General features: G+C 73.9%; 22 protein-coding genes. 10 read left to right on the forward strand and 12 right to left on the reverse strand.

Going from position 1 to position 23,397, the window contains the following annotated elements; translation table 11 throughout:
- Positions 1-57 precede the first annotated feature (57 nt).
- From ACWEPF_RS00170 to pheA, 3 genes are all read right to left on the reverse strand, one after another.
- Positions 58-861: an HAD family hydrolase gene (locus ACWEPF_RS00170; RefSeq protein WP_345290611.1), complete on the reverse strand. Its 804-nt coding sequence runs from the start codon at positions 859-861 to the stop codon at positions 58-60.
- A complete protein-coding gene (gene serS, locus ACWEPF_RS00175) occupies positions 858-2,132 on the reverse strand; it encodes a serine--tRNA ligase (RefSeq protein WP_345290612.1) in 1,275 nt (424 codons plus the stop codon). Before serS ends, ACWEPF_RS00170 begins: the two co-directional genes overlap by 4 nt.
- 656 nt (positions 2,133-2,788) lie before the next feature.
- Positions 2,789-3,724 (reverse strand): prephenate dehydratase, encoded by a 936-nt coding sequence (gene pheA, locus ACWEPF_RS00180; RefSeq protein ID WP_452170782.1) that lies wholly within the window; start codon positions 3,722-3,724, stop codon positions 2,789-2,791.
- Positions 3,725-4,081: 357 nt separating this feature from the next.
- Here pheA and ACWEPF_RS00185 point away from each other — a divergent pair, with 357 nt between their 5' ends.
- Complete coding sequence (locus ACWEPF_RS00185) at positions 4,082-4,846, forward strand: ABC transporter ATP-binding protein (protein WP_345290614.1); 765 nt, start codon at positions 4,082-4,084, stop codon at positions 4,844-4,846.
- Positions 4,843-7,290 (forward strand): FtsX-like permease family protein, encoded by a 2,448-nt coding sequence (locus ACWEPF_RS00190; RefSeq protein WP_452170783.1) that lies wholly within the window; start codon positions 4,843-4,845, stop codon positions 7,288-7,290. Before ACWEPF_RS00185 ends, ACWEPF_RS00190 begins: the two co-directional genes overlap by 4 nt.
- A gap of 138 nt (positions 7,291-7,428) precedes the next feature.
- Here ACWEPF_RS00190 and efeB read toward each other — a convergent pair whose 3' ends face one another.
- The 6 genes from efeB to ACWEPF_RS00220 all read right to left on the reverse strand — a co-directional run bounded on the left by efeB (position 7,429) and on the right by ACWEPF_RS00220 (position 13,724).
- Positions 7,429-8,643 (reverse strand): iron uptake transporter deferrochelatase/peroxidase subunit, encoded by a 1,215-nt coding sequence (gene efeB, locus ACWEPF_RS00195; RefSeq protein WP_452170784.1) that lies wholly within the window; start codon positions 8,641-8,643, stop codon positions 7,429-7,431.
- 5 nt (positions 8,644-8,648) lie between these two features.
- Positions 8,649-10,751: a FixH family protein gene (locus ACWEPF_RS00200; RefSeq protein WP_452170785.1), complete on the reverse strand. Its 2,103-nt coding sequence runs from the start codon at positions 10,749-10,751 to the stop codon at positions 8,649-8,651.
- Positions 10,752-10,757: 6 nt separating this feature from the next.
- Positions 10,758-11,261, reverse strand: a complete 504-nt coding sequence (locus tag ACWEPF_RS00205; RefSeq protein ID WP_449796179.1) for a copper chaperone PCu(A)C — start codon at positions 11,259-11,261, stop codon at positions 10,758-10,760.
- Complete coding sequence (locus ACWEPF_RS00210; protein WP_452170786.1) at positions 11,258-11,938, reverse strand: SCO family protein; 681 nt, start codon at positions 11,936-11,938, stop codon at positions 11,258-11,260. The genes ACWEPF_RS00205 and ACWEPF_RS00210 overlap by 4 nt, the downstream gene beginning before the upstream one ends.
- Before the next feature lie 80 nt (positions 11,939-12,018).
- A complete protein-coding gene (locus ACWEPF_RS00215; protein ID WP_452170787.1) occupies positions 12,019-12,765 on the reverse strand; it encodes a YcnI family copper-binding membrane protein in 747 nt (248 codons plus the stop codon).
- Positions 12,766-12,905: 140 nt separating this feature from the next.
- Positions 12,906-13,724: a hypothetical protein gene (locus ACWEPF_RS00220; protein WP_452170788.1), complete on the reverse strand. Its 819-nt coding sequence runs from the start codon at positions 13,722-13,724 to the stop codon at positions 12,906-12,908.
- A 230-nt stretch (positions 13,725-13,954) separates the two neighbouring features.
- On the opposite strand from ACWEPF_RS00220, the gene ACWEPF_RS00225 reads away from it, so the two are divergent.
- On the forward strand, positions 13,955-14,605 hold the full coding sequence (locus ACWEPF_RS00225) for an ATP-binding protein (RefSeq protein ID WP_345290621.1): 651 nt from the start codon (positions 13,955-13,957) through the stop codon (positions 14,603-14,605).
- Positions 14,606-14,619: 14 nt separating this feature from the next.
- Here the strand turns inward: ACWEPF_RS00225 and ACWEPF_RS00230 are convergent, their stop codons facing one another.
- Positions 14,620-15,402, reverse strand: coding sequence for a very short patch repair endonuclease (locus ACWEPF_RS00230; RefSeq protein WP_452170789.1), 783 nt, complete (start codon positions 15,400-15,402; stop codon positions 14,620-14,622).
- Positions 15,399-16,718, reverse strand: coding sequence for a DNA cytosine methyltransferase (locus ACWEPF_RS00235; RefSeq protein ID WP_452170790.1), 1,320 nt, complete (start codon positions 16,716-16,718; stop codon positions 15,399-15,401). Before ACWEPF_RS00235 ends, ACWEPF_RS00230 begins: the two co-directional genes overlap by 4 nt.
- A gap of 116 nt (positions 16,719-16,834) precedes the next feature.
- On the opposite strand from ACWEPF_RS00235, the gene ACWEPF_RS00240 reads away from it, so the two are divergent.
- From ACWEPF_RS00240 to ACWEPF_RS00250, 3 genes are all read left to right on the forward strand, one after another.
- On the forward strand, positions 16,835-17,677 hold the full coding sequence (locus ACWEPF_RS00240) for a GIY-YIG nuclease family protein (protein WP_452170791.1): 843 nt from the start codon (positions 16,835-16,837) through the stop codon (positions 17,675-17,677).
- A 167-nt stretch (positions 17,678-17,844) separates the two neighbouring features.
- On the forward strand, positions 17,845-18,198 hold the full coding sequence (locus tag ACWEPF_RS00245) for an Eco29kI family restriction endonuclease (protein ID WP_452170935.1): 354 nt from the start codon (positions 17,845-17,847) through the stop codon (positions 18,196-18,198).
- A complete protein-coding gene (locus ACWEPF_RS00250) occupies positions 18,195-19,046 on the forward strand; it encodes a nucleotidyltransferase domain-containing protein (protein WP_452170792.1) in 852 nt (283 codons plus the stop codon). Before ACWEPF_RS00245 ends, ACWEPF_RS00250 begins: the two co-directional genes overlap by 4 nt.
- Positions 19,047-19,050: 4 nt before the next feature.
- Here the strand turns inward: ACWEPF_RS00250 and ACWEPF_RS00255 are convergent, their stop codons facing one another.
- Entirely contained in the window at positions 19,051-19,842 is a 792-nt protein-coding gene (locus ACWEPF_RS00255; protein ID WP_452170793.1) for a thioesterase II family protein, read from the reverse strand.
- Positions 19,843-19,980: 138 nt separating this feature from the next.
- Here ACWEPF_RS00255 and ACWEPF_RS00260 point away from each other — a divergent pair, with 138 nt between their 5' ends.
- The 4 genes from ACWEPF_RS00260 (at position 19,981) to ACWEPF_RS00275 (ending at position 23,358) form a co-directional block, all read left to right on the forward strand.
- Complete coding sequence (locus ACWEPF_RS00260) at positions 19,981-20,226, forward strand: hypothetical protein (RefSeq protein ID WP_345290624.1); 246 nt, start codon at positions 19,981-19,983, stop codon at positions 20,224-20,226.
- A gap of 27 nt (positions 20,227-20,253) precedes the next feature.
- A complete protein-coding gene (locus tag ACWEPF_RS00265) occupies positions 20,254-21,507 on the forward strand; it encodes an amidase (protein ID WP_452170794.1) in 1,254 nt (417 codons plus the stop codon).
- A gap of 235 nt (positions 21,508-21,742) precedes the next feature.
- Positions 21,743-22,360, forward strand: coding sequence for a TetR/AcrR family transcriptional regulator (locus ACWEPF_RS00270; protein WP_449796172.1), 618 nt, complete (start codon positions 21,743-21,745; stop codon positions 22,358-22,360).
- Between the two features lie 128 nt (positions 22,361-22,488).
- On the forward strand, positions 22,489-23,358 hold the full coding sequence (locus ACWEPF_RS00275) for an alpha/beta fold hydrolase (RefSeq protein ID WP_452170795.1): 870 nt from the start codon (positions 22,489-22,491) through the stop codon (positions 23,356-23,358).
- The last annotated feature ends 39 nt before the right edge of the window (positions 23,359-23,397 follow it).

Consider the following 23,397-nt stretch of genomic DNA (forward strand, 5'->3'; position numbering starts at 1 on the left):
CGGTCCCTCGGGCGGGCTGACGGCCCCTCGGACGGGCCCGGCGGGCCCGATCCCGGGTCAGCCGTAGAGCCGCTCCAGGACGACGGCCACGCCGTCCTCGTCGTTGCCCGCGGTCACCTCGTCGGCCACCGCCAGCAGCTGCTCGTGGGCGTTGGCCATGGCCACCCCGTGCCCGGCCCAGCCGAACATCGGGACGTCGTTCGGCATGTCGCCGAAGGCGATGGTCTCGGAGCCCTTCACGCCCAGCCGGTGCGCGGCCACCGCGAGGCCGGTCGCCTTGGACAGGCCCAGCGGCAGCATCTCGACCACCCCGGGGCCGGCCATCGTGATGGTCACCAGGTCGCCCGCCAACCGCTCGGCCGCGGCGGCCAGTTCGTCGTCGGTGTGCTCCGGGTGCTGGAGGTAGAGCTTGCTCACCGGCTCGGCCAGCAGCTCGTCCCGCTCCACCCGGCGGATCGGCAGCCCGGTGCCGATCTCCAGCGCGTAGCCGGGCCCGGTGATCACCTCGCCGTCCAGCCCGTCCTGGCTGGCCGCGACGGCCATGGTGCCGATCTCGGCCTCGATCTTGGCCAGTGCGGCGGCGGCCAGCCGCCGGTCCAGGGTGAGCGAGGTGAGCAGCCGGTGCTCGCCCGCGTCGTAGACCTGGGCGCCCTGCGCGCAGACCGCCAGGCCGGTGTAGCCGATCTCGTCGAAGACCGTCCTGGTCCAGCGTGCCCCCCGCCCGGTCACGATGATGTGCCGCGCCCCGGCCGCGCCGGCCAGGGCCAGCGCGGCGCGGTTGCGCTCCGAGACGGTCTCCGCCGAACTCAGCAGGGTGCCGTCCAGGTCGGTCGCGACCAGGCGGTAGGGCAGGGGGGTCACTTGACGGGTTCCAGGACGGAACGCCCGCCGAGGTAGGGCCGCAGCGCCTCGGGGACGACCACCGAGCCGTCCTCCTGCTGGTGGTTCTCCAGCAGCGCCACGATGGTGCGGGGCACGGCCACCAGGGTGCCGTTCAGGGTGGCCAGCGGGCGCACCCCGTTCTCGTCGCGCAGGCGGATGGCCAGGCGGCGGGACTGGTACTCGGTGGTGTTCGAGGTCGAGGTGACCTCGCGGTACTTGCCCTGGGTCGGCACCCAGGCCTCGATGTCGAACTTGCGGACCGCCGAGGAGCCGAGGTCGCCGGAGGCGACGTCGATCACCCGGTAGGGCAGCTCCAGCGCGTTCAGGAAGTCCTTCTCCCACTGGAGCAGGCGGCGGTGCTCGGCCTCGGCGTCCTCGGGCGTGGTGAAGACGAACATCTCCACCTTCTCGAACTGGTGCACCCGGATGATGCCGCGGGTGTCCTTGCCGTAGGTGCCGGCCTCGCGGCGGAAGCAGGACGAGTAACCGGCGTACCGCAGCGGGAGCTTGTCCGCGTCGAGGATCTCGTCCATGTGGTACGCGGCGAGCGGGACCTCGGAGGTGCCGACCAGGTAGCGGTCCTCCTCCTCCAGGAAGTAGACGTTCTCCGCCGCCTGGCCCAGGAAGCCGGTGCCGTCCATGGCCGCCGGGCGGACCAGGGCCGGGGTGATCATCGGGATGAAGCCGGCCGAAGTGGCCTGCGCGATCGCCATGTTGACCAGGGCGAGCTCCAGCAGCGCGCCGACGCCGGTCAGGTAGTAGGAGCGCGCACCGGCCACCTTGGCCCCGCGCTCGGTGTCGATCGCACCGAGGATCTTGCCCAGCTCGACGTGGTCGCGGGGCTCGAAGCCCTCGGCCGCGAAGTCGCGCGGGGTGCCGATCTCCTCGAGGGTGACGAAGTCCTCCTCGCCGCCGACCGGGGCGGCCGGGTCGATCAGGTTCGCCAGCCCGCGGGCGAGGCGGTCGGCCTCCTCGGTGGCCTCGCGCAGCTCGGCCTCGGCGGCCTTCACCTCGGCGGACAGCTCACCCGTCCGCTTCAGCAGGGCGGCCTTCTCCTCGCCCTGGGCCTTGGGGATCTGCTTGCCCAGGGTCTTCTGCTCACTGCGCAGCTCGTCGAAGCGCGTGGAGGAGGAGCGGCGCCGCTCGTCGGCTGCGAGGAGGGAGTCGACCAGGTCGACGTCCTCTCCACGGACGCGCTGCGAGGCGCGCACTCGGTCAGGGTCCTCACGGAGCAGGCGAAGGTCAATCACGGGGCCCAGCCTACCGGGGTGGGGGGTTCCGTCCGGAACGGGTTTCGCCGGTGTCGGACACTGTCCGGTCCATGGATTTATGTCCGCTTTTGTGGCACTGTGCCCCCGCGCACGTGTCAGGTCGGGCTGTGGACTGTGTCGAGTGGCTGGGGATAACTCCCCCGAGCCTGTGGATAACCACTGTGGAGAACCGCTCCCGGGCCCGCTGTCCACAGGTCCGGCGGCGGACCTGTGGACGAGTCGGAAGTGACGGTTGTGGTGGCGATCCGCCAAGGAATTGAGGTTTGAAACCTCGATACGCCCACACGGGTAAGGGAATTTACCCACTCGGCCGGGTGATTTGCGGGATCGGGGGTGACTCTGGTCCGATTAGTCGGCTCCGACCGAGAAGCAGATGATCTGACCAGCTCCCGCAGTGGATATGCCGGTTTGTCGACTCGTCCCCAGGGCTGTGGATAACTCGGTGGAGGGCCGCCTGTGGACGGCCCCCGGGGGCCTGTGGACGAAGCAGGCCGCCCGCCCCGGCGGGGCGGGCGACGGTCGGGAGCCCGCACTGCACCGCGCGGGTGAAGGGCTCCGCGTGTCGGAAATGGGACCTGAACGGTCGAAAGCGGTCGGCTCGGATCAGTTCCGGGCGAAGGCTCCGGAGAACGGACTCAGAGTTCGCCGCGTCCGTCCAGGCAGCGCGAGAGCCAGTCGGCGGCGGCGCTGAAATCCTGGTCCGAGGTGCCCGGCCGGAGTGCGGTCGGCGCCCCGTGGTCCGCCCGCGGATAGGAGCCGAGGAAGCGCACCTGCGGACAGATCCGCCGCAGGCCCATCAGCGCCTCGCTCACCCGGCGCTCGCTCAGGTGCCCCTCGCAGTCGATCAGGAAGCAGTACTGCCCGAGCCCCTCACCGGTCGGCCGGGACTCGATCCGCATCAGGTTGATCCCGCGCACGGCGAACTCCTGGAGCAGCTCCAGCAGCGCGCCCGGGTGGTCGTCCGGCAGCCAGACCACCATCGAGGTCTTGTCCGCCCCGGTCGGTGAGGAGACCCGTCCGGGCCGGCCCACCAGCACGAACCGGGTGGTCGCGTTGGCCGCGTCGTGGATGTCGGTGACCAGCGGCTCCAACTGGTAGATCGGCGCCGCGAACTCACCGGCGAACGCACCGTCGAACCGGCCCTCCTGGACCAGCCGCGCGCCGTCCGCGTTCGAGGCCGCCGACTCCCAGCGGGCGTCCGGCAGGTTCGCCGCCAGCCACTTGCGCACCTGCGGCTGGGCCACCGGGTGACTGGTCACCGTCTTGATGTCCTCCAGCGCCGTGCCGGGGCGCACCAACAGGGCGAAGGAGATCGGCAGCAGCACCTCGCGGTAGATCATCAGCGGCCCGCCGTTGGCGAGTTCGTCGCTGGTCGCCGTGACGGCGCCCTCCACCGAGTTCTCCACCGGCACGAACGCCCCGCTCGCCTCCCCGGCCCGCACCGCGTCCAGCACCGCCGGCACCGAGGCCAACGGCACCAGCTCCCGGGTCGCCGCCTCCGGCAGCGTCCGCAGCGCCGCCTCGGTGAACGTCCCCTCGGGGCCCAGGTAGGTGTACCGGGTCGCCGACATACCGCCTCCGAACGCATCGCAACAGCCAGACCGACCCACCTTAGCCAGTCCCACGCACCCCCACCGACCCGTCCGCCGAGTGGTCAGCGGACAAGCCCGGGCTGCGCCCCGGGCCGAAGGCCCCAGGGGCGCGAGGAACTGCGCGAGGGGGAACGGCAGCACCGGCAACTGGCTGACGGCGGTTCAGTTGCCGCTGCGCCGCCTTCCGACCCGCGCAGTTCCTCGCGCCCCCGGCGGCGTGGCCGATTCCCACCGGGGGTTATCCCCACCCCGGGGACGCCAGGGGACTCCATGGTTCCCGGAGCCCGTCGTTCCTAGGTTGGGAGATGCCGAAGATCCCGCCCCGGAAGGACCCCGATGGCCGTCCAGCAAGCCCACCCCGCCGCCGTCGAACTGCGCGGCGTACAGCGCCGCTACGGCTCCGTGCAGGCCCTGCGCGGCATCGACCTGGTGCTGCCCCGGGGCGGCTTCACCGCGGTGATGGGCCCGTCCGGCTCGGGCAAGAGCACCTTCCTGCAGTGCGCCGCCGGCCTCGACCGCCCGGACGCCGGCCAGGTGCTCCTCGGCGGCACCGACCTGGCCACCCTCGGCGAGAACAAGCTGACCCGGCTGCGCCGCAGCCGCATCGGCTTCGTCTTCCAGTCCTTCAACCTGCTCCCCTCCCTGACCGTCCGTCAGAACGTCCTGCTCCCGCAGCGCCTGGCCGGCGCCCGCCAGGACCGCCGCCGGGCCGACGAACTCCTCGCCCGGGTCGGCCTGCCGGAGCACGGCGGCCGCCGCCCGCACGAGCTCTCCGGCGGCCAGCAGCAGCGGGTGGCCATCGCCCGCGCGCTGGTCACCGACCCGGAGGTGGTCTTCGCGGACGAGCCGACCGGCGCCCTGGACGCCCGGACCGCGCACGAGGTGCTGGGCCTGCTCCGCCGGGCGGTGGACGAACTGGGCGCCACCGTGGTGATGGTCACCCACGACCCGGTCGCGGCCTCGCACGCGGACCGGGTGCTCTTCCTCGCCGACGGCCTGCTGGTCTCCGCCCTGGAGCGCCCCGACCCGCAGACCGTCTCCGACCACCTGCTGCGCCTCACCGCCCGTGCCACCCACGCCGGTTCGGCGGTGGCGGCATGAGCGCCCTCGGCCTGGCCGCCGCCTCGGTGCGGGCCCGTCCGGCGGCCTTCGTCGGCAGCTTCGTCGCGCTGCTGTTCGGCGCCGTCGTCACCATCGCCTGCGGCGTCCTGCTCCAGACCGGCCTGACCGCCTCCCTCCCGCCGGTGAAGTACGCCGGAGCCCCGGTCGTGGTGGCGAACCGGGCCTCGGCCGAGGTCACCGTGGCCCCGGTCCCCGGCGAGAAGCCCGAGACCACCCGCATCACGCTGCCCGAAAGGGCAAGGGTGGAGCTGGAGTTGGCCGGCAGGATCGCCGCCCTTCCGGGCGTGGCCTCGGCCGTCCCCGAGCTCTCCTTCCCGGTCACCACCACGGCCGGCCCGTCCACCGCCACCGCCCTGACCGGTGCCGACGGCCTGCAGGGCCGCGCCCCCGCCGCCGCCGAGCTCGCGGCCGGTGCGGACACCCCGTACCGCACCGGCGACCGGGTCACCCTCAACACCCCCTCCGGCCCCCGGAGTTACCTGGTCACCGGCACCCTGCCGAGCCGTACCGGCCTCTGGCTCGACCCGGCCGAGGCGGCCCGCGCCGCCGGCCATCTGGGCCGGGTGGACGTCATCGCGGTGCAGCCGAAGCCCGGCGTCAGCACCGCCGAACTCGCCGACCGGGTACGGACGGTGGCCGCCGGCGCCCAGGTGCTGACCGGGGACGACCGCGCCACCGCCGAGCAGCCGCAGCTCGCCAACACCCGGGAGATGCTCACCGCCCTCGGTGGCTCCTTCGGCGGCATCACCGCCCTGACGGCGGTCTTCGTGGTGCTCGGCACCGTCGCCCTGGCCACCAACCAGCGGTCCCGCGAGTTCGCCCTGCTGCGCGCGGTCGGCGCCACCCCGGGCCAGATCCGCCGCACGGTGGCCACCGAGGCCGCGCTGCTGGCGCCGGTCGCGGGAGCCCTGGCCGTGCTGCCCGGGCTGGGCCTGGCCCGCTGGTGGTTCGGGCAGATGACGGAGCGCGGCATGGTGGCCGAGGGCGTGGCGCTGAACACCGGCCCGATCCCGGTGCTGGCCGCGGTCGGCACCGGACTGCTCTCCGCCCTGCTGGGCGGCTGGCTGGCCGCCCGCCGCCCGGCCAAGCTGCGGCCCGGACTGGCGCTCAGCGAGTCCGCGGCCGAGCGCCCCGGGCTCGGCAAGGTCCGCACCCTGTTCGGCGCGCTGGCCCTGGCCGGCGGCCTCGCCCTGGCGGGCGTCGCGGCGAACCTCGGCGGCTCCGACGCCGCCAACACCGCGCTGGGCGTGGTGATGTGCCTGCTGCTGGCGGTCGGCCTGCTCGGCCCCCTGCTGGCCCGGGCCGCCGCCGCCGTCCTCGGCTGGCCGCTGCGCCTGCGCGGCGCGGCCGCCTCGCTGGCCGCCGACAACACCCGGGCCAACGCCCGCCGACTGGCCTCGGCGATCACCCCGATCGTGATGGTCACCGCCTTCTGCGGCACCCTGCTCTTCCTGCAGAGCACCCTCACCCACGCCGCGGGCGAGCAGGCCCGCCGCGGCCTGGTCGCCGACCACGTGGTCACCTCCGCCGGCCCGGGGCTGTCCCCGGACACCGTGGCCCGGGCGGCCCGCCTGCCCGGCGTCGGCGCGGCGGTCGGCATCCTCGACACCGCGGTCGCCCACCGCTCCGGCGACACCCCGGCCACCGCCACCGCCCTGGGCATCTCCGGCGACCCGGCGGCCTACGCTCGGGTGCTCGACCTCGGCGTGCGCGACGGCGACCTGTCCGGCCTGGCCCGCCCCGGCACGGTCGCGCTGGCCGCCGGCCTGGCCGAGGACCTCGGCGTGACGGTCGGTCAGCACGCCGCCCTCTGGCTCGGCGACGGCACCCCGGTGGAGCCGCTCGTGGTGGCCACCTACGACCGCGGCCTCGGCCTCGGCGAGGCCGTCCTGCCCCGCGCCGACCTGGCCGCCCACGTCACCACCGGCTACGACGGCCGGCTGCTGGTCCGGGCCGCCGACGGTGCCGACCGCGCCGCCGTGGCACGGGAGTTGGCCGGCCTCGGCGCGGTCACCGTGACCGACGCGGCCGAGCACGGCGCCCAGGCCGACCGCGACCGCGAGGCCAGCGGCTGGGCCAACTCCGTGATGGCCGCGGTGCTCGGCGGCTTCGCGGCCGTCGCCGCGGCCAACACCCTGGTGATGACCGTCCTGGACCGCCGCCGCGAGCTCACCCTCCTCCGGCTGGCCGGCTCCACCCGCCGCCAGATCCGCGGCATGCTCCGCTGGGAGGGCCTCCTGGTCGCCTCGGCCGGCCTCCTGATCGGCACCGCCATCGCCTGGGCCACCCTCACCCCCATCGCCCGCGGCCTCACCGGCGGCACCCCCTACGTCCCCCCGACCCTCGCCCTCCCCCTCGCCGGAGCGGTCGTCCTCCTCGCCCTCGCCTCCACCGCTCTCCCAGGGAGATTGGTTACACGTTGAGGGGCGCGAGGAACTGCGCGAAGCGGAAGGCGGCCCAGCGTGAGGTCGGGGCAGGCGAGCCAGTTGCACGTGCTGCCGTTCCCCAGCGCGCAGTTCCTCGCGCCCCTGGGCCGCTGCAACTGAGCGTCGCGCCCGACGTCAGCCCTCCAGGAGTTGCTGCCCGACGTACCCGCCTTCGGGTGCGCCGGGCGGCACCGCGTACAGCCCCGAACTCTCGTGCCGCAGGAACCGCGAGAGCCCGTCCCCCCGGGCCAACTTCCGCTGTACCGGGACGAACCCCCGCAGCGGATCGGCCTGGTACGCGACGAAGAGCAGCCCCGCGTCCGGCGACCCGTCCGCCGTGACCCCGTCCGCGTAGGAGAACCCCCGCCGCAGCATGGCGGCACCGCCGTTCGCGGAGGGCGCCGCCACCCGCACGTGCGCGTCGGCGGGGATCAGCAACCCCCCGTCCGGCCCGGTGGCGGTGAGGTCCACCGGCGTGTGCTCGCCCCCGCCCGAGAGCGGGCCGCCGTCCGACTTCCGCCGTCCGATCACCCGCTCCTGACGGTCCGTCGGCAGGCTCTCCCAGTTGTCCAGCAGCATCCGGATCCGCCGCACCACCGCGTACGTCCCGCCCCGCATCCAGTCCGCCCCGCCCGCGAACACCTTCTCCTCGAACCCGGCCTCACCCGCCTTGGGGTTCCCGGTTCCGTCGATCTGGCCCATCAGGTTCCGCGGCGTCATCGGCCGCTCGGTGGCCCCGGGCGTCCGGCTGAAGCCCGCCATCTGCCACCGGAGGACCGCCACCCCCGCCGCCTGCCGCTGCAGCACCCGGAAGGCGTGGAACACCACCAGCGCGTCGTCCGCCCCGATCTGCACCCAGAGGTCGCCCTCGCTCCGCGCCGGGTCGATCGCGTCCTCGGGGAAGGCCGGCAGCGGGGCCAGCGCGGCCGGCCGACGGTCCGTCAGACCGGTCTTCTCGAAGAGCGCGGCCCCGAAGCCGAAGGTGAAGGTCAGCCCGCACGGCCCGGCGTCCAGCGCGATCTGGTTCTCCGCCGACTCGGCCGTCTCCCCCCGGGCCAACCGCGCGGCGGTCGCCGACCACTGCCGCAGCAGCTGCCGCAGCCCGTCCCGGCCCGTGCCCGGGGCCAGGTCGAAGGCGGCCAACTGCACCCGGGCCTGGCCCGGTTCGGTGATCCCGGCCTGCCTCGGCCCGAAGAACGGGACGGCGGCCCGGCCCAGGGCCGCCGGAGCCCCGGCGGGGGAGTCGGCCAGGGCCTGCCGGCCCAGGGCGCCGCCGGCCACACCGACGGTCAGCCCGGCGGCTCCGACGCCGCCCAGGACGGCACGGCGGGAGAGAGGGGACGCGCTCATGGTGCTCAGCCGATCTTCAGGGGTTTCACCTCGGTCACCTGGTCGATGTCGGAGGACCGCACGGTCACCGACACCACCCAGTTGCCCGCCAGCGGGAGTTGGGCCTGCCCGGTCCACTTGCCGGGGCCGCCGGACTGCAGGGCCACCGGCAGCGGGCCGAGGTCGCGGTCCGGCAGGGTGACGGCCAGCTGGACCTCGGGCACCTCGACCGGCTGCCCGGCGGTGTCGGTCAGGGTCAGCGTGGTCGCGTTGAGCCCGACCCCGGCGGGGTTGAGCGTGACGGTGGCGGTGCCCTTGGCGTTGGGGGTGCGGCCGCCGGTGTCGTACGGGAGCTTGAGCTCCACGGTCCTGCCCGGCACCGTGCCGTCCCGGACCGGGTTGCGGTCGCCCGTGCCCGGTGCGGCGGAGCTGCCGCCACCGGGGGAGGCGGCCACCGCCTCGGCGACCTTGCCGGGCGGGGTGTTGGTCAGCATGGTGGTGACCACCAGCACGGCGACCGCCACGGCGGCCTCCACCAGTACCGAGCGCCGCAGCCCGGCCCGGGCGGGGGAGCCGTCCCGCTCCTGACGCTCCGTCGCCTCGGCCCGCGCGGCCCGCTGCAGCGCCAACTGCGCGGCCCGCACCGGGTCCTCCTCGCCCGGGTCCGCACCGGAACCCCCGGCGCCGCCCGCAGCCCGGCCGCCGCCCTTGGGGCCCACGCCCTCGCGCACCTCGACCCGCCCGGCCTCGACCTCCGCCTTGACCCCGTCCCGCTCCGTGACCTCCGTGCCCTCCGCAGCCTCCATGCCTTCCGCGGCGTCCGGCTCGGCCCGCAGCCGCGCCACCCACCCCCGGGAGAACCACGCCACGCCGACCATCGCGACCACCACGCCGGTCTTCACCAGCAGCAGCCGCCCGTACTCGGTGTCCACCAGCGCGGCCCAGCCGCCCAGCCCGCGCCAGGACTGGTACAGCCCGGTGGCCACCAGCGCCGCGACCGACCAGAAGGCCAGCCGTGAGAAGAGCTCGACCGCGCGCGTCCCGACCCCGGCCCGCAGGCCGATCAGCAGGGCCACCAGCCCGCCCAGCCAGAGCGCCATCGCCAGCAGGTGCACCATCGCGCTGGGCAGCGCCAGCCAGACCTGCTCGCCGACCGAGGCGTGGTCAGCCCCGGCCCAGGTGGCCGAGAGCGCCACCGCGAGCACCAGCCCGGCCACCCCGAGGCCCAACCGGGCGTCCCGGAGCGGACGTTCGGCGGCCTTGCGCTCCAGCCGCCGCAGCTCGTCCTCCTCCGCGTCCCCCGTCGGTCCGGAGCCGTCGGCCGCCCCCGCCGTCGGCACGGCCGGCCGGGCCTGGCCCAACTGCCCCACCAGCAGCGAGAGGAAGACCCCGGCGGCGGCGAGCAGCAGCAGCCGCACCGAGAGCGCGGTGCCGATCCGCTCGTCCAGCGTGGCGCGCACCAGCGAGAGGTCCAGCGCCTGCCCGATCCCGGTGCCCCGCTCGTACGGGCCGCGCAGCAGCAGCACCCCGACGGTCGAGACCAGCAGCGCGACCCAACCGGTCATCAGCAGCCGCTGCACCGCCCGCACCGCGACCCCGGCGGGCCAGCAGACCAGCACGAACGCGGCCGCCCCGGCCAGCAGGGCGAAGGCGCCGTACGCGACGGCCCGGCCGGTGCCGTAGAAGAACGCGACCGTGGAGTCGGCCTCGGCGTTCTGCAGTGCGGTGGCGGAGACGGTGGTGGCGGAGGGGGCGCCGATCGAGAAGACGAAGGCGCCGCCGATCGGGTGCGAGTCCTCGGAGACGGCCCGCCAGGCGACGGTGTAGGTGCCGTTCGCCAGGCCGCCCTTGAGGCCGACCCGGGCGGTGGCGGCCTTGCCGTCCACGTGGCCGGGGGCCCCGCTGTCCACCGACGCTCCGTCGGGGCCGAGCACCCGGACCGAGTCCGGCGAGAGCGAGACGCCCTCGCTGAAGGTCAGCGTGACGGCCGCCGGGGCGGCGGGCAGCACCGTGTTGGCAGCCGGGTCGGTGGAGACCAGCGCGGCGTGCGCGGAGGCCGTCCCGGCCCCGCCGATCAACAGCACCAGAACCGCGCCCGCCACGGCGAGCAGAGCACCGAGCCTTCTCATGGGTCGTCAGCTTCCCGGTCGGTAGGTGAGCGGCTGGACCGGGACCTTGACGGCCACCGTCCCGCCCTTCTTGAAGGTGAGGTCCAGTTCGAGCTGGTCGCCGACGGCGGGCGCCTTCTCCCAGCCCATGATCATCAGGTGGTTCCCGCCCCGGGCCAGCTGCAGCTCGCCGCCGGACGGCACCGGGAAGGACTCCACCTGCTCCATGGTCTGGTCGGTGGAGCGGTGCATGGTGACCGACTTGGCCGCGGGGCTGGAGACCTTCACCAGTTCGTCGGCGCCGCCCTCGTTGCGCACCGTCAGGTACCCGGCGCCCATCCCGTTCGGGCTGGCGGGCAGCGGGATGTAGGAGTCGACCACGCTGAGCCTCGGGGCGGCCCCGGCCACCGCGGCCCCGGCCGACGGCGCGTCGGCCCCGGAGCCGGACCCGCAGCCGACGAGTATCGTCCCGGCGGCCAGCACGGCGGCCAGGCCCGCCCCGATCAGGGCACTGCGGCGGAAGCCGGTCACGCGGCCACCCCCTTGGCCAGCAGCGGGAGGTCGTGCGCGAAGGTCTGGGTGGAGGTGCTGCTCAGGTAGAGCAGGTGGGCCTTGTCGTCGGAGGGCAGGAAGCCCAGCACCTGGGCGCCGTGCGAGGAGGTGACGGTGCCGTCCTTGTTCACGATCGGGTCCTCGACCAGCACGCCGAGGGTCTTGGCGGCGGCCTTCACCTTCTCCAGGCCACCGGTCAGGCCGGTGAAGCTCTTGCCCATCGAGTCCAGCCAGGTGCGCAGCACCTTCGGGGTGTCCCGCTCCGGGTCGGTGGAGACGAAGACCACGTCGATCTTCTGCTGCTCCTCCGGGGAGAGCTTGGACATCGCCACGCCGATGTCGCCCATGGTGGTCGGGCAGACGTCCGGGCAGCTGGTGTAGCCGAAGAACAGCAGGGTGGCCCGGCCGGCGGTCTTGGCGCGCAGGTCGTACGGCTGGCCGGAGGTGTCGTTCAGCACCAGGTCGGGCTTGTCGAAGTGCTTGGTCAGCACGGTCGCCTGGTACGGCGACGTGCTGCTCTCCTTCGAGACCTTGGCGGGGCCGCCGGCGCCGGAGCCGGAGGAGCCGCAGGCGGTCAGGGCGAGGGCGGCGGTCAGCGCGAGGGCGGCGGCGCCGAGCAGTCGGGGGGAGGTCCGTCGGGTGGTGCGGGGTGCCATGGTGATCCGTTCGTGGGGCGTGCGACTGCGGCCTGGTCCGGGCCGCCGCCTGGCGTGCGGCGGCCCGGACCGGCCCTGACTCAGGAGGCGCTGCTCTTGCGGCGCAGGCCCAGGAAGCCGAGCCCGGCGCCGATCACGCCGACCACGATGCCGACCACGCCGAGGGTGCGGGCGGTGGAGTCGTCGGCCTTGGCCACGGCCTGGCCGCCCTTGTCGGCCGCCTTGTCCTTCGCGGCGTCGGCCGAACCGGCCGCGTGGTGGTCGGCGCCGGCAGCGGCGGCCGGGGCCTTGGTGAGGGTCAGGACCGGAGCGGGCTTGGCCGGCTCGGGCTGGCCCTCCTTGGCCTCGTCGATCCAGCGGACCACGTTGCCGTCGTCGTAGGTCTGCAGCGCCTTGAAGGTGAGCTTCTCGGTGTCGGTCGGCAGCGCGCCGAGCGAGACCTTGAACTCCTGGAACTGGCCCGGGGCGATCTTCGCGCCGCCCTCGGCGGTCCAGGTGATCTTGGAGACCGCCTCGGTGATGTCCTGGCCGTGCGCCTTCAGCGGCTTGTCGAGCTTGGACTTCTCCAGCACGGCGGTCCAGCCCGGCACCGGCAGCACGCGGACCGAGGCCATCGGGTGGTCCAGCGGGAGGTTGACCTCGAGCTTCACGGTCGAGGCGGAGTCGCTCTCGTTCGGCACCCGGAAGTCGACGGCGGTGTAGCCGCCCTGCTGGGCCGAGCCCGGCTGGACGGTGACGTGCGCGAACGCCGGGGCGGCCAGGGCCAGCACGGAGGCGGCGGCGCCTGCGGCGGCAGCGGTGAGACGACGGGCAGGAGAGATGCGCATGGGTGTGGGCTCCAGACGGAGACGGCGGGCGGCCGCGCCGGCCGTGGTCGACGGCGCGCGGGCCCGCAGGGGTACGGGACGTGGGATCTGACCAGGGGTCAGCACTCTTCGCACGCCGTACCGGGCCCGGGGGCCCTGGGTCAGCGCGCGAACCCGTACCCGGGAGGCCCGCGCCTCAGCAGGCTGTGCCGCAGCGAGACGGCGGCGGGCAGCCGCCAGTCGCCCGCCCGGGGCGCGCGCAGGGCGCGCGGTGCGGGCAGCGGGCCGAGCAGCAGCGCCAGCACCAGGGCCAGCACCGTGCGGAGCGGGGCGGCGCACTCCTGTGCCGCCCGCGCGGTCAGCCGGAGCAGCCGCCAGAGCGCGGCCTCCCCCCGGCGCAGCCACCAGCCGGCCACCACGGCGGCGGCCAGGTGGCCCAGCAGCATCGGGACGGTCATCCCGAGGAAGCCCTGGTCCGGAGCGGCGGTGGTCAGCGGGTAGGCCGTCGGGTCCAGCCCGGCGGCCCGGACCAGCTGCGCCGGGTCCCCGGCCAGCGGGAGCCCGGTCTCGTTGCAGACCAGCCGCCCCGCCACCTGAGGCAGCGTCAGCCCGCCGTGGTGCATCCCGGCCATGCCGGTCATCGCCACCCCGGCGAACCCGCCGCAGGCCGAGTGGAAGAGCAGGTGCAGCCCCAACTGCCCGGCGCCCAGCGCCCCGGCGATCGAGGCGAGCGAACGCTCCCGGCCGCCGAGCGCGGCCGCCACCGCGCAGACCAGCACGAAGCCGAGCACCAGCGCGGGCAGCGCCACCTCGCCGCTGCCGACCAGGGTGTGCCCGGCGGCCGCGATCACGGTGCAGACCAGCGCGAACGGCACGGCCCGGGCCAGCCGCAGGTCCCACGCGGCGACGGGAGCGGCCTGCGGAGCACGGCGGCTCCCGGTGGCGGCTCCCGGCGGCGGGGCGGGCTGATGGCTGGTCATGGCTGAGCCATCCTCTCACCGCCTACAAGCGGTCCCCGGGGAGGGGCGGAAAATACATCACATTGCCCCGTTCGGCCCCGGCGTGCGCGCCGTGCAACGCGCTGCCCGGCACACCCCGCTGCACCAGTCCATCCGCCGAACGGGCGGTCCCGGGGCCCGTGCACGGTTCACCCGCGAATGTGCCGGAGATACCTAGTTGTATGTGGAGCCGCAGCCAGGAGGGACCTCCCGTGGACATCTGGTGGACTCTGCACCTCAAGCGCGACCCGGCCAGCGTGCCGCTCGCCCGCCGCATCCTGCTGGGCGCCATGGACTCCGCCGGGGTCGACCCCCAGATCGCCTTCGACCTGGGCATCGCCCTCACCGAGGCCTGCGCCAACGCCGTCGAGCACGCCACCACCGCCCGCCCCGACGAGGGCTTCCAGGTGACGGCCTCCATCTCCGGCGACACCCTGCGCATCGAGGTCACCGACTCCGGCCCCGGCCTGCCCCCGGCCACCGTCCCCGTCCGCACCCCGCCGCTGCCCGCCGTCCGCCGCGCCGCCGCCCCCTCCCCGGCGCGCCCCCGCACCCGCTGTCGCACCCGCCGCGGCCGCGCCACCCTCCCGGCCCCCGCCCTCACCACCCACCGCCCCCGCGGCGACGGCCGCCCCGCCCCCTACGACACCCACGTCCTCCCGGCCGGCCGCCCCACCTCCGCCCGCCCGGTCGACCTCGAGGCCCTCCCCGACCTCTCCGCCGAGAGCGGCCGCGGCCTCTTCCTCATCCACGCCCTCACCGACCACGTCCAGCTCCGCAACCACCCCCTCCGCGGCGCCATCGTCAGCTTCGACAAGGTCCTCAAGTGGCAGGACGACGCCCTCCTCCGCGCCGCCTCCTGAGGCGACTCACGTCGTCACCGGGCGGGTGAGGCGGAACGGACGACATCGGTGACCCGTGCGGCGGCCATGGCCGGGTCCTCGTGCTCCCAGACTCGGATGACGGTCCATCCGGCTTCTTGGAGTCGGCGGTCGGTCTCCGCGTCCCGGGCCCGATTGCCGTCGATCTTCGCTCGCCAGAATTCGACGTTCTTGGTGGAGGCACGCAGGTGTTCCGGACAACCGTGCCAGTAACAGCCGTCGACGAAGACGGCGACTCTGGCCCTCGAGAAGACGAGGTCGGCAGTGCGTCGTAGGTCGGGGAGTGGTCTCGCCGCGACTCGGTACCGGAGACCCCGCTTGTGGAGCAGTGAGCGAAGCCTCAACTCCGGCTTCGTGTCCTTGTTCCGATTGCCTCGCATCGAGGCCCTGACGGCCGCCGACGACGCCCAGGAGCCTTCCGCCGGGGGCTCTTCGGTCAGAAGCGCCTTCTGCCAGGCCAGACTCCACCCCTCGGCCAGGTTCGCCGCCCGGGTGCCGTGCTCGACCTCACCGAGATAGCGGGCCGGCGATTTCCCGGCGTCCGACCAGCGCAGGTAGGCGCGAATGCGCCGGGTGTCCGGGAGCACCTTCAACTCGACGGAGGCGCGGGCGAATCGTCCGTCGCCGAGGTCGACGGAGCGCCGGTGACGACCGCCGGCGGCACGGTCTTGTTCGGCGGCGAGTGCCTCTCGGGTTCGGCCCGGCCGGCCTTTCCAAGCACGTCCCGGCGGCGGATCGTGCTTCCAGCGGCCCTGCCCACCACTCGCGGCCCCGGTCATTTCCGGCGTGCCTCCGCCTCGTCCAGGACGGCGGCGACGGCCTTGGCGAAGACCTCTCCGAGAACGACCGGCACGGCATTGCCGAGCTGGCGCATCTTCTCGCCGCGCGGGCCCTTCAGCTCCCAGTCATCGGGAAACGTCATGACGCGCGCGGTCTCTCGGACCGTCATGTATCGGTGCTTGTAACGGCGCCCGCCCTGGGCAGCCCTGTCGGTGACCAACTCGTCGAGCAGTATGACCGATTCGCCACCTGGAACCCCGTGCACCCCCGCCTTGACGGTCTTGGCGGGCCGGTCGAGTTCATTGGGCGTGTGACCGTCGTAGATCCGGGCGCCGGGCCAGCCGATGTGTTCGGTGAAGCCACCGAGGAGGTGTTCGGTTCGGTCCAGCCACTCGTCCGGGACATCGGGCAGGGGCTTGTTGTCGCCGATGCCGGCGATCGCGTCCCGCAGGGTGTTCCAGGGCAGTAGCCCGTCGTCGATCGGAAGCGTCTCCGGTAGGCGCGAGCCCACCCACTCGCGTACGTGCGCGGGGACCTCCGAGTGCCGCGCCCAGTAACTTCCCCCGTCCGTCATCGATCGGAGGAGAGCCGCCTCGGAGTGCGTCGGCCTCACAAGGCGCTTGAACAGGTCTACGTCGACGTTCAGGTCACGCCGGAAGGCAACGATGATCACTCGGTTGCGGATTTGAGGCACGCCGTAGTCCGCGGCGTTCACCGGCGTCATGATGACCTCGTAGCGCTTGCCGAGGTCATCAGGCGACTCCAGCAGCCGCGTCCGCAGATAATCGTCGTGCTGCGTCCAGTCCGCACCCTCGGCGCGCTCCTCGAAGGGCAGCTCCAACTCGCGCAGGATGTAGTGGAAGTAGGACTTGAAGGACGGCCGGAGCAGACCACGGACGTTCTCACAGATCACGGCTTTCGGCTGGATCTCGCGGACAGCCCTGAACATCTGCGGGAACATGTTCCGCTTGTCCTCGTCGCCCTTGGCGATGCCACCAAGGCTGAAGGGCTGGCACGGCGGCCCCCCGGCGAGTACGTCCACCCGACCCTTCAGGTAGTCCATGTCCAGCTCCTGGACGTCGCCGGCGACGAGCGGGACCTTCTCCCCGGCGAGCGGTGCTCGGGTCGGCTTCTCGCCGTCCGCGAGCCGCTCGGCTCCGTTGGCCTCAAGAGTCTCGCAGGCTCGCTTGGCGAACTCGTTGAACAGCAGAGGTCGGAATCCCGCTCGATGCACGGCCATGGCCAGGCCGCCGGCACCGGCGAACAGTTCGACACCGGTGCGATCTTTTTTCGAGACTTCTTGCAGCTTGGCCATGGCCAAAGCATACCGCGGAGTTGTCGATCTTCAAGTGATTCGACGTGAAGGTTCGTCGGCGGCGTGGCGCCCGCCGATAGGGTTTCCCCGATCACTCGAACAAGGGAGTAGGGCCGATGGCGCCGGTGGCGGGGGTCGATGGAGGGCCGCAGTACCACAAGGACTTCATGCTGAGCATCACCAAAGCGCTCGGTGACCAACTGGCCGAGGCGCTCCAGGGGTTGGGCAAGGCTCCGCTGAGCGAGGAGAGCATCGGGCGGCTCGAGGACAAGGCCGGGGTCTACCAGCTCTACCTGGACGGCGAGTTCGTCTATGTGGGCAAGGCCGACAAGTCACTGCCGGCCCGGCTGCGCAACCACCTCCAGAAGATCTCCGGGCGCCGGAACATCTCGTCGGAGAGGATGACGTTCTCCTGCCTGTACGTGGCCGAAGACTTCTCCGCGCTCGCCCCCGAGCAGCTGCTGATCAGCCGTCACAAGGAGATGGGCAACATCCCTTGGAACAACAACGGTTTCGGCAACAAGGATCCCGGTCGGCAGCGGGACAGCACGATCCTGAAGCTGAATCACTTCGACGTGCAGTTCCCCGTCGATCTGTCCAGGCCGATCACCGGTCTTGGGCCCGGTGAGATCACCCTTCAGGACCTGTTGGAGAAGGTGAAGGCCGGCCTGCCGTACAACTTCCGGTACGCGCACTCCTCCGAGTTCAAGCACAGGTACGTCCAGGTGCCCGAAGGGCCGGTGGATGCCGCCGAGATCTTCCGGCTCATCTCGGCGGAGATTCCCGACAATTGGCAGGTCACCAGCCTCATGGGCTACGTGATCATGTACAACGACAGCCCGACCGAGTACCGGAGCGCCTGGAGGTACTACCGGGCCGGGCAGGCAATCGACGCCGTGCCCGAGGCGTCGCCCGCCAACGACGCGCCGGTCGACGAGACGCCGTCGGAGCTCGGGTGACCACTCCGCCGGAGCGCGTTCCGAGCAAGCCCCGCAAGCCAAGGAAGTGGCGGGACACCGCTCTCACGCCGACGCCGTACAACCCTCTCGACCTGGACAACCTCGGCCGGAGCGTAGAGCGGGAGTTGCTGAAGCACGAACCGGAACCGCTCGACTCCATCGGCATCATGTTCGGTGCGGGTGTCTACGCGCTCTACTACACCGGTGCGCACCCGCTCTACCAGGCCATCCGCGGCACCGAAAAGCCGATCTATGTCGGACAGGCACGTCCGGAGGGCACTCGGAAGGGCAACGCGGATCCGAAGGTGAGCCCGTGCTGCTCGTTCTCGACCAGGACATCGAGGATTCGAACGCCGCGGCGGGGATGGCTCAAGGGCCGTCACCGGTGGAGACGTAGCGGGGTCACACCGGCATCTTCAGGTGAGGTGACACGGGAGCGTTCCAGCGCCGCGATGTTTTTCGGACTTCACGATGGAGCTGCCCGTCCTCCGGCTGGCCCCGCCCTTAGGCTCGCCGGATGACGAACCCGCAGCTGCCCGAACCCGCCGCCACGCTCGCCCGGATCGGGGAGCGGCTGGCCCGGCTGCCCGGGGTGACGGGGGTGGTGCTGGGCGGCTCGCGGGCCCGGGGTGCGGCCCGGCCGGACTCGGACCTGGACATCGGGCTGTACTACGACCCCGCCGCCGCGCCGGAGTTCGGGCAGGTGCTGGCGGCGGCCGCGGAGTTGGACGACGGGGGCGCACCGGCCGGGCACGGTGGGTACGGCGAGTGGGGGCCGTGGATCAACGGCGGCGTCTGGCTCACCGCGGACGGGCTGAAGACCGACGTCCTGCTGCGCGACCACGCCCGGGTGGAGCGGGTGGTCCGGGAGGCGGCGGCCGGACGCTTCACCGTCGACTACCAGCCGGGCCACCCGCACGGCTTCGTCTCGACCGTCTACGCCGGCGAGGTGCGGCACAACCTGCCGCTGCACGACCCCGAGGGCCGGCTGGCCGCCCTGCGTGCCCTGGTCGACCCGTACCCGCCGGCGCTGGCCGAGGCCGTGGTGGCCCGGTTCGGCTGGGAGGCCGGCTTCTCCCTGGACGGGGCGCTCTCCCCGGCCCGCCGGGGCGACCTGCACCAGGTCACCGGCCTGCTGCACCGCGCGGTGGCCTGCCTCAACCAGGTGGTCTTCGCCCACAACCGCCGCTTCCTGCTGAACGAGAAGGGCGCCCTCGCGGAGGCGGCGGGGATGCCCCACACCCCCGCCGACTACCGGCCCCGCACGGAGGCGGCGCTGACCGGGCTCTCGGTCGACCCGTCGACGCTGCGGTCCGCCGTGGACGCGGTGCGCGGGCTGCACGAGGAGCTGGCGGGCCTGCGGCCGTGAGGCGTCAGGGGGCGTCAGGGGCGTCCTGCCGGAGCACACCGCCGAGGTCGGCCACGATCTGACGGGCGATCACCTCACGGTGCTCGCGCAGGTAGAAGTGGCCCCCGGGGTGGAGGTGCAGGCCGGTGAGGTGTGGCAGCCGCCCGGCCAGCTCCGCCACGGCGGGGGCGGGCGTCACGGGGTCGTCCTGCCCGGCGAAGAGCGACTGCGGCAGCTCGGTCAGCGGCGCGCGCAGCTCCGCCGGCGCGGTGTCCACCAGCTGGAAGTCGCTCCGGATCGCGGGGGAGAACATGTTCCACAGCTCCGGCACGGCCAGCACCTCGGCGGGGGTGCCGCCCATCCCGACCAGCAGCTCCCGCAGCGCGTCGTCGGAGCGCAGGTAGCGCGGCTCCTCCGCATCGGCGGGCCGGGCCCGGTCGGCCGCCCAGGCCGAGAGGCCGAGCCAGCGCGGCCCCGGCTCCCCGGCGGTCCGTATCCGCCGGGCGAGTTCGGTGGCGACCAGTCCGCCCATGCTGTGCCCGAAGAAGGCGTACGGCCCGGTCAGCAGGGCGCGCAGGTCCGCCCGGAAGCGCTCGGCCAGCGCACCCAGCTCGGTCAACGGCGCCTCGCTGCCGCCGAAGCCGCGCCCGGGCGCCTCCGTCAGCACGACGTCCCAGTCGGCCGGGAAGAGCTCGCACCACTCCCGGAAGAACAGGTGCGAGCCACCGGCGTGGTGGAAGAGGAAGAGCCGCACGGCGGGCGCCTCGACCGGCCGGAGCCGGATCGCGGTGCGGTCGGTGCGGAGCGTGGCGCTCATGCGGGATCCTCCGTGGTCGGTCGTCCGGTGACGGGTACCAGTCTGGGGCCGGGGCGCCCGGCGGCCGGGCACCGGGTCGGCCGTCCTGACGGGCGCTCAGGAATTGCCGGTCGCGGGCGGGCGGCGCAGCCTTGGGGCATGGAGCACCAGATGCGGGCCGAGTACGGCCCTGACGGTCAGTCCGGTGGCGTGAAGAGCTGGCACATCACCACGGTGGGCGCCTCCACCGCGATGTGCGGCCACGAGCTGGAGAGCGCGGCGGAGACCCGGGAGCCGACCCGGTGGTCGGAACAGCCCGACCTCAACTGCCACACCTGCGGAGCCCTCTTCCTCCGCGAGGTGCCGTACCTGCCCAGCGAACACACCTACACCGAGCAGCCCTAGCCCGCCGCGCCCGTGGACCCGGCGGACGTGGACCCGGCAGGCGTGGACCCGATGGACGTGGGCCCCGAGGGCGAAGGGGCGGACCCGGAGGGCGTGGTCGAGGAGTTGTGCGCCCGGATCGACCGGCTCGACCCGCTGCTGCGGACCTTCACCCCGGAGCCCGGTCGCTACGCCCGGCTCGCCGCCGAGGCCCGCACCCTGGCGCACTGCCCCGACCGCCCGCCGCTGTACGGGGTGCCGGTCGGGGTGAAGGACGTCCTGCACGTGGACGGGCTCCCGACCCACGCCGGCTCCGCCCTGCCGCCGGGGGTGCTCGCCGGGCCGGAGGCGACGGCGGTACGGCGGCTGCGGCGGGCGGGAGCCCTGGTGGCGGGCAAGACCGTCACCGCCGAGTTCGCCCTCGGCGCCCCCGGCCCGACCCGCAACCCGCACGACCCGACGCGCACCCCGGGGGGCTCCAGCAGCGGCTCGGCGGCGGCGGTCGCGGCCGGGCTGGTGCCGCTCGCCCTCGGTACCCAGACCCTCGGCTCGGTGATCCGCCCGGCCGCCTACTGCGGCGTCGTCGGCTTCCGCCCCACGTACGGCCGGATCCCCCCGGACGGGATGATCGCCTGCGCCCCGAGCCTCGACACCATCGGCGTCCTGGCCTCCGGCGTCGCCGGCGCGGCACGCGCGGCGGCGCTGCTCTGCGACGGCTGGACGCCGGTGGCCGGCGAGCTGCCCGCGCCGGTGCTCGGCGTCCCCGAGCCCTACCTGGCCCCGGTCGATCCGGCCGCGCTGGCGGTCTTCGAAACGGTCCTCGGAGAGCTGGGGCTGACGGTCCGTCGGCTGACCCCGGCGGGTGGCCTGGAGGCCGTGGTCGAGGCCGTGGAGGTGGTCACCCGGTACGAACTGGCGCGGGTGCACGAGGAGTTGTTCCCCCGCTTCGGCCGCCTCTACCGCCCCGAGACGGCGGCGGCCATCCGGCACGGGCAGGAGATCACCACCGCGGAGTACGCCGCCGCCCAGCGCGACCTCACCCGCCACCGCCGCGACCTCACCGCACTCACCGCCACCGAGGGCATCGACCTCTGGGCGACCCCCGCCGCCACCGGCCCGGCCCCGCCCGGCCTGGAGTCCACCGGCGACCCCGTCATGTCCACCCCCTGGAGCGCCCTGGGCTGGCCCGCCCTCACCCTCCCCACCACCCCGCCCGACGCCCTCCCCCTGGGCCTCCAGCTCATCGCCCCGGCCCACCACGACGAACGCCTCCTCACCTGGGCCGGCGACTGGCGAACGTAGGTGGTCACCCTGGGGGCGCGAGAAACGTAGGTGGTCACCCCGGGGCGCGAGGACCGTAGGTGGTCACCCCGGGGGCGCGAGGAACTGCGCGAGTCGGAAGGCGGCCCAGCGTGAGGTCGGGGCAGGCGAGCCAGTTGCACGTGCTGCCGTTTCCCTGCGCCCCCCCGGCATCACCACCTGCGTGCGCCGCGCAGGCCCTACCCTGGAGGGCCGGATGCGGAGTGAGGTGGGAGCAGTGGCCGGAACAGCCACCGACGGACGGGTGCAGCGGGGCAACGAGACCCGTCGCGCGGTGCTCGGCCGGGCCGTCGAGGTGGCCTCGGTCGAGGGGCTGGGGGCACTGTCGATCGGGCGCCTGGCCACCGACCTGGGGCTGAGCAAGAGCGGGGTGTTCGCCGCCTTCGGGTCGAAGGAGGAGCTCCAGCTCTCCACCGTCCGGGCCGCCCGCCGGATCTTCTACGACGTCGTGATCGCTCCGCACGAGCAGGAGGCCCCGGGCCTGTCGAAGCTGCGTGCCCTGTGCGCGAGCTGGGTCGGCTACGCCCGCGACCGGGTCTTCCCGGGCGGCTGCTTCTTCCAGTCGGTCTCGGCGGAGTTCAACACCCAGCCCGGCCCGATCCGGGACGCCCTGGCCGAGGCCGCCCGCGACTGGGAGGGCCTCCTGATCGACCTCGTCCGCGCCGCCCGCGCCGCCGGCGAACTGACCCCGGCCGCCGAGCCCGAGCAGCTCGCCTTCCTCCTGGTCGCCGCGATGGAGACCGCCAACGCGCAGAGCCTGCTCCTCGACGAACCGGCCCGCTTCGACCGCGCCGCGACCGTCATCGACCGGACCCTCACCGCCTTCGCCTCCTGACCCCCGCCCGTCCCCACCCGCACCGTCCACCGGCCACCGTCCACTCCATAAACTGCACGAACGGTCGTGCTAATATATTTCCCCAGAGAGGCCGCACACCCATGCCGCGGCCCGACCGGGGAGCGCCCATGGACCTGTCCGTCGCCCTGATCCGCACCACCCTCAATGCCACGGCGGCCCTCGCGCCCCGCCTGGCCGGCCACGCCGCCTTCGCCCTCTTCCTCCGCCCGGTGCACCGCAGCCGCCTGCGCCCCGAGGAGCGCGAGCTGCACGCCGCCGCCGCGGTCGAGCGCATCGAGGTGCACGGCACCGCCGTCACCACCTACCGCTGGGGCGACGGCGCGCGCCCGGTGCTGCTGCTGCACGGCTGGCAGTCCCGTGCCTCCCGCTACGCCGCCCTGATACCCCGGCTGCGCGCACTCGGCCTCACCGTGGTCTCCTTCGACGCCCCCGGCCACGGCGAGTCGGCCGGCCGGACGGTGACGATCCTCGACTACCGCGAGGCGATCCGTCAGCTGCACGACCGCCACGGCCCGTTCGAGGCGGTGGTCGCCCACTCCCTCGCGGTCCCGGCCGCCGTGCTGGCGCTGCGCGACACCGTCAAGGCCGGGCGCCTGGTGGCGATCGCCGGCCCGGGGGACTTCGACTTCTTCCCGCGTGCCTTCGCCGCCGGCCTCGGTCTCGGCGGCTGGGCGGTCCCCGAACTGCGCCGCCGGATCGCCGCCGTGCTCCCGCCCGGTCTGGAGTACCCGGGTCTCAGCCCGGTGCACCGCCCGGAGGAGCTCGCCCTGCCCGTCCTCCTGGTGCACGACGAGGACGACCGCGTGATCCCGTACGCCGAGTCCGGCCCGCTCCACGCGGCGTACGAGCCGTACGGCGCACGCCTGCTGACCACCCGTGGGCTCGGCCACAAGCGGGTGCTCACCGAGCCGGCCGTGCTCGACAACGTGCTCGGCTTCCTCGCCGAACCGTTGCCCGTCCCCACCCCCGCCCGCTGAAACGCGAAGGGCGGCCCTCCCCTGGGGGAGGACCGCCCG

The sequence above is a fragment of the Kitasatospora sp. NPDC004289 genome, from assembly GCF_053602875.1.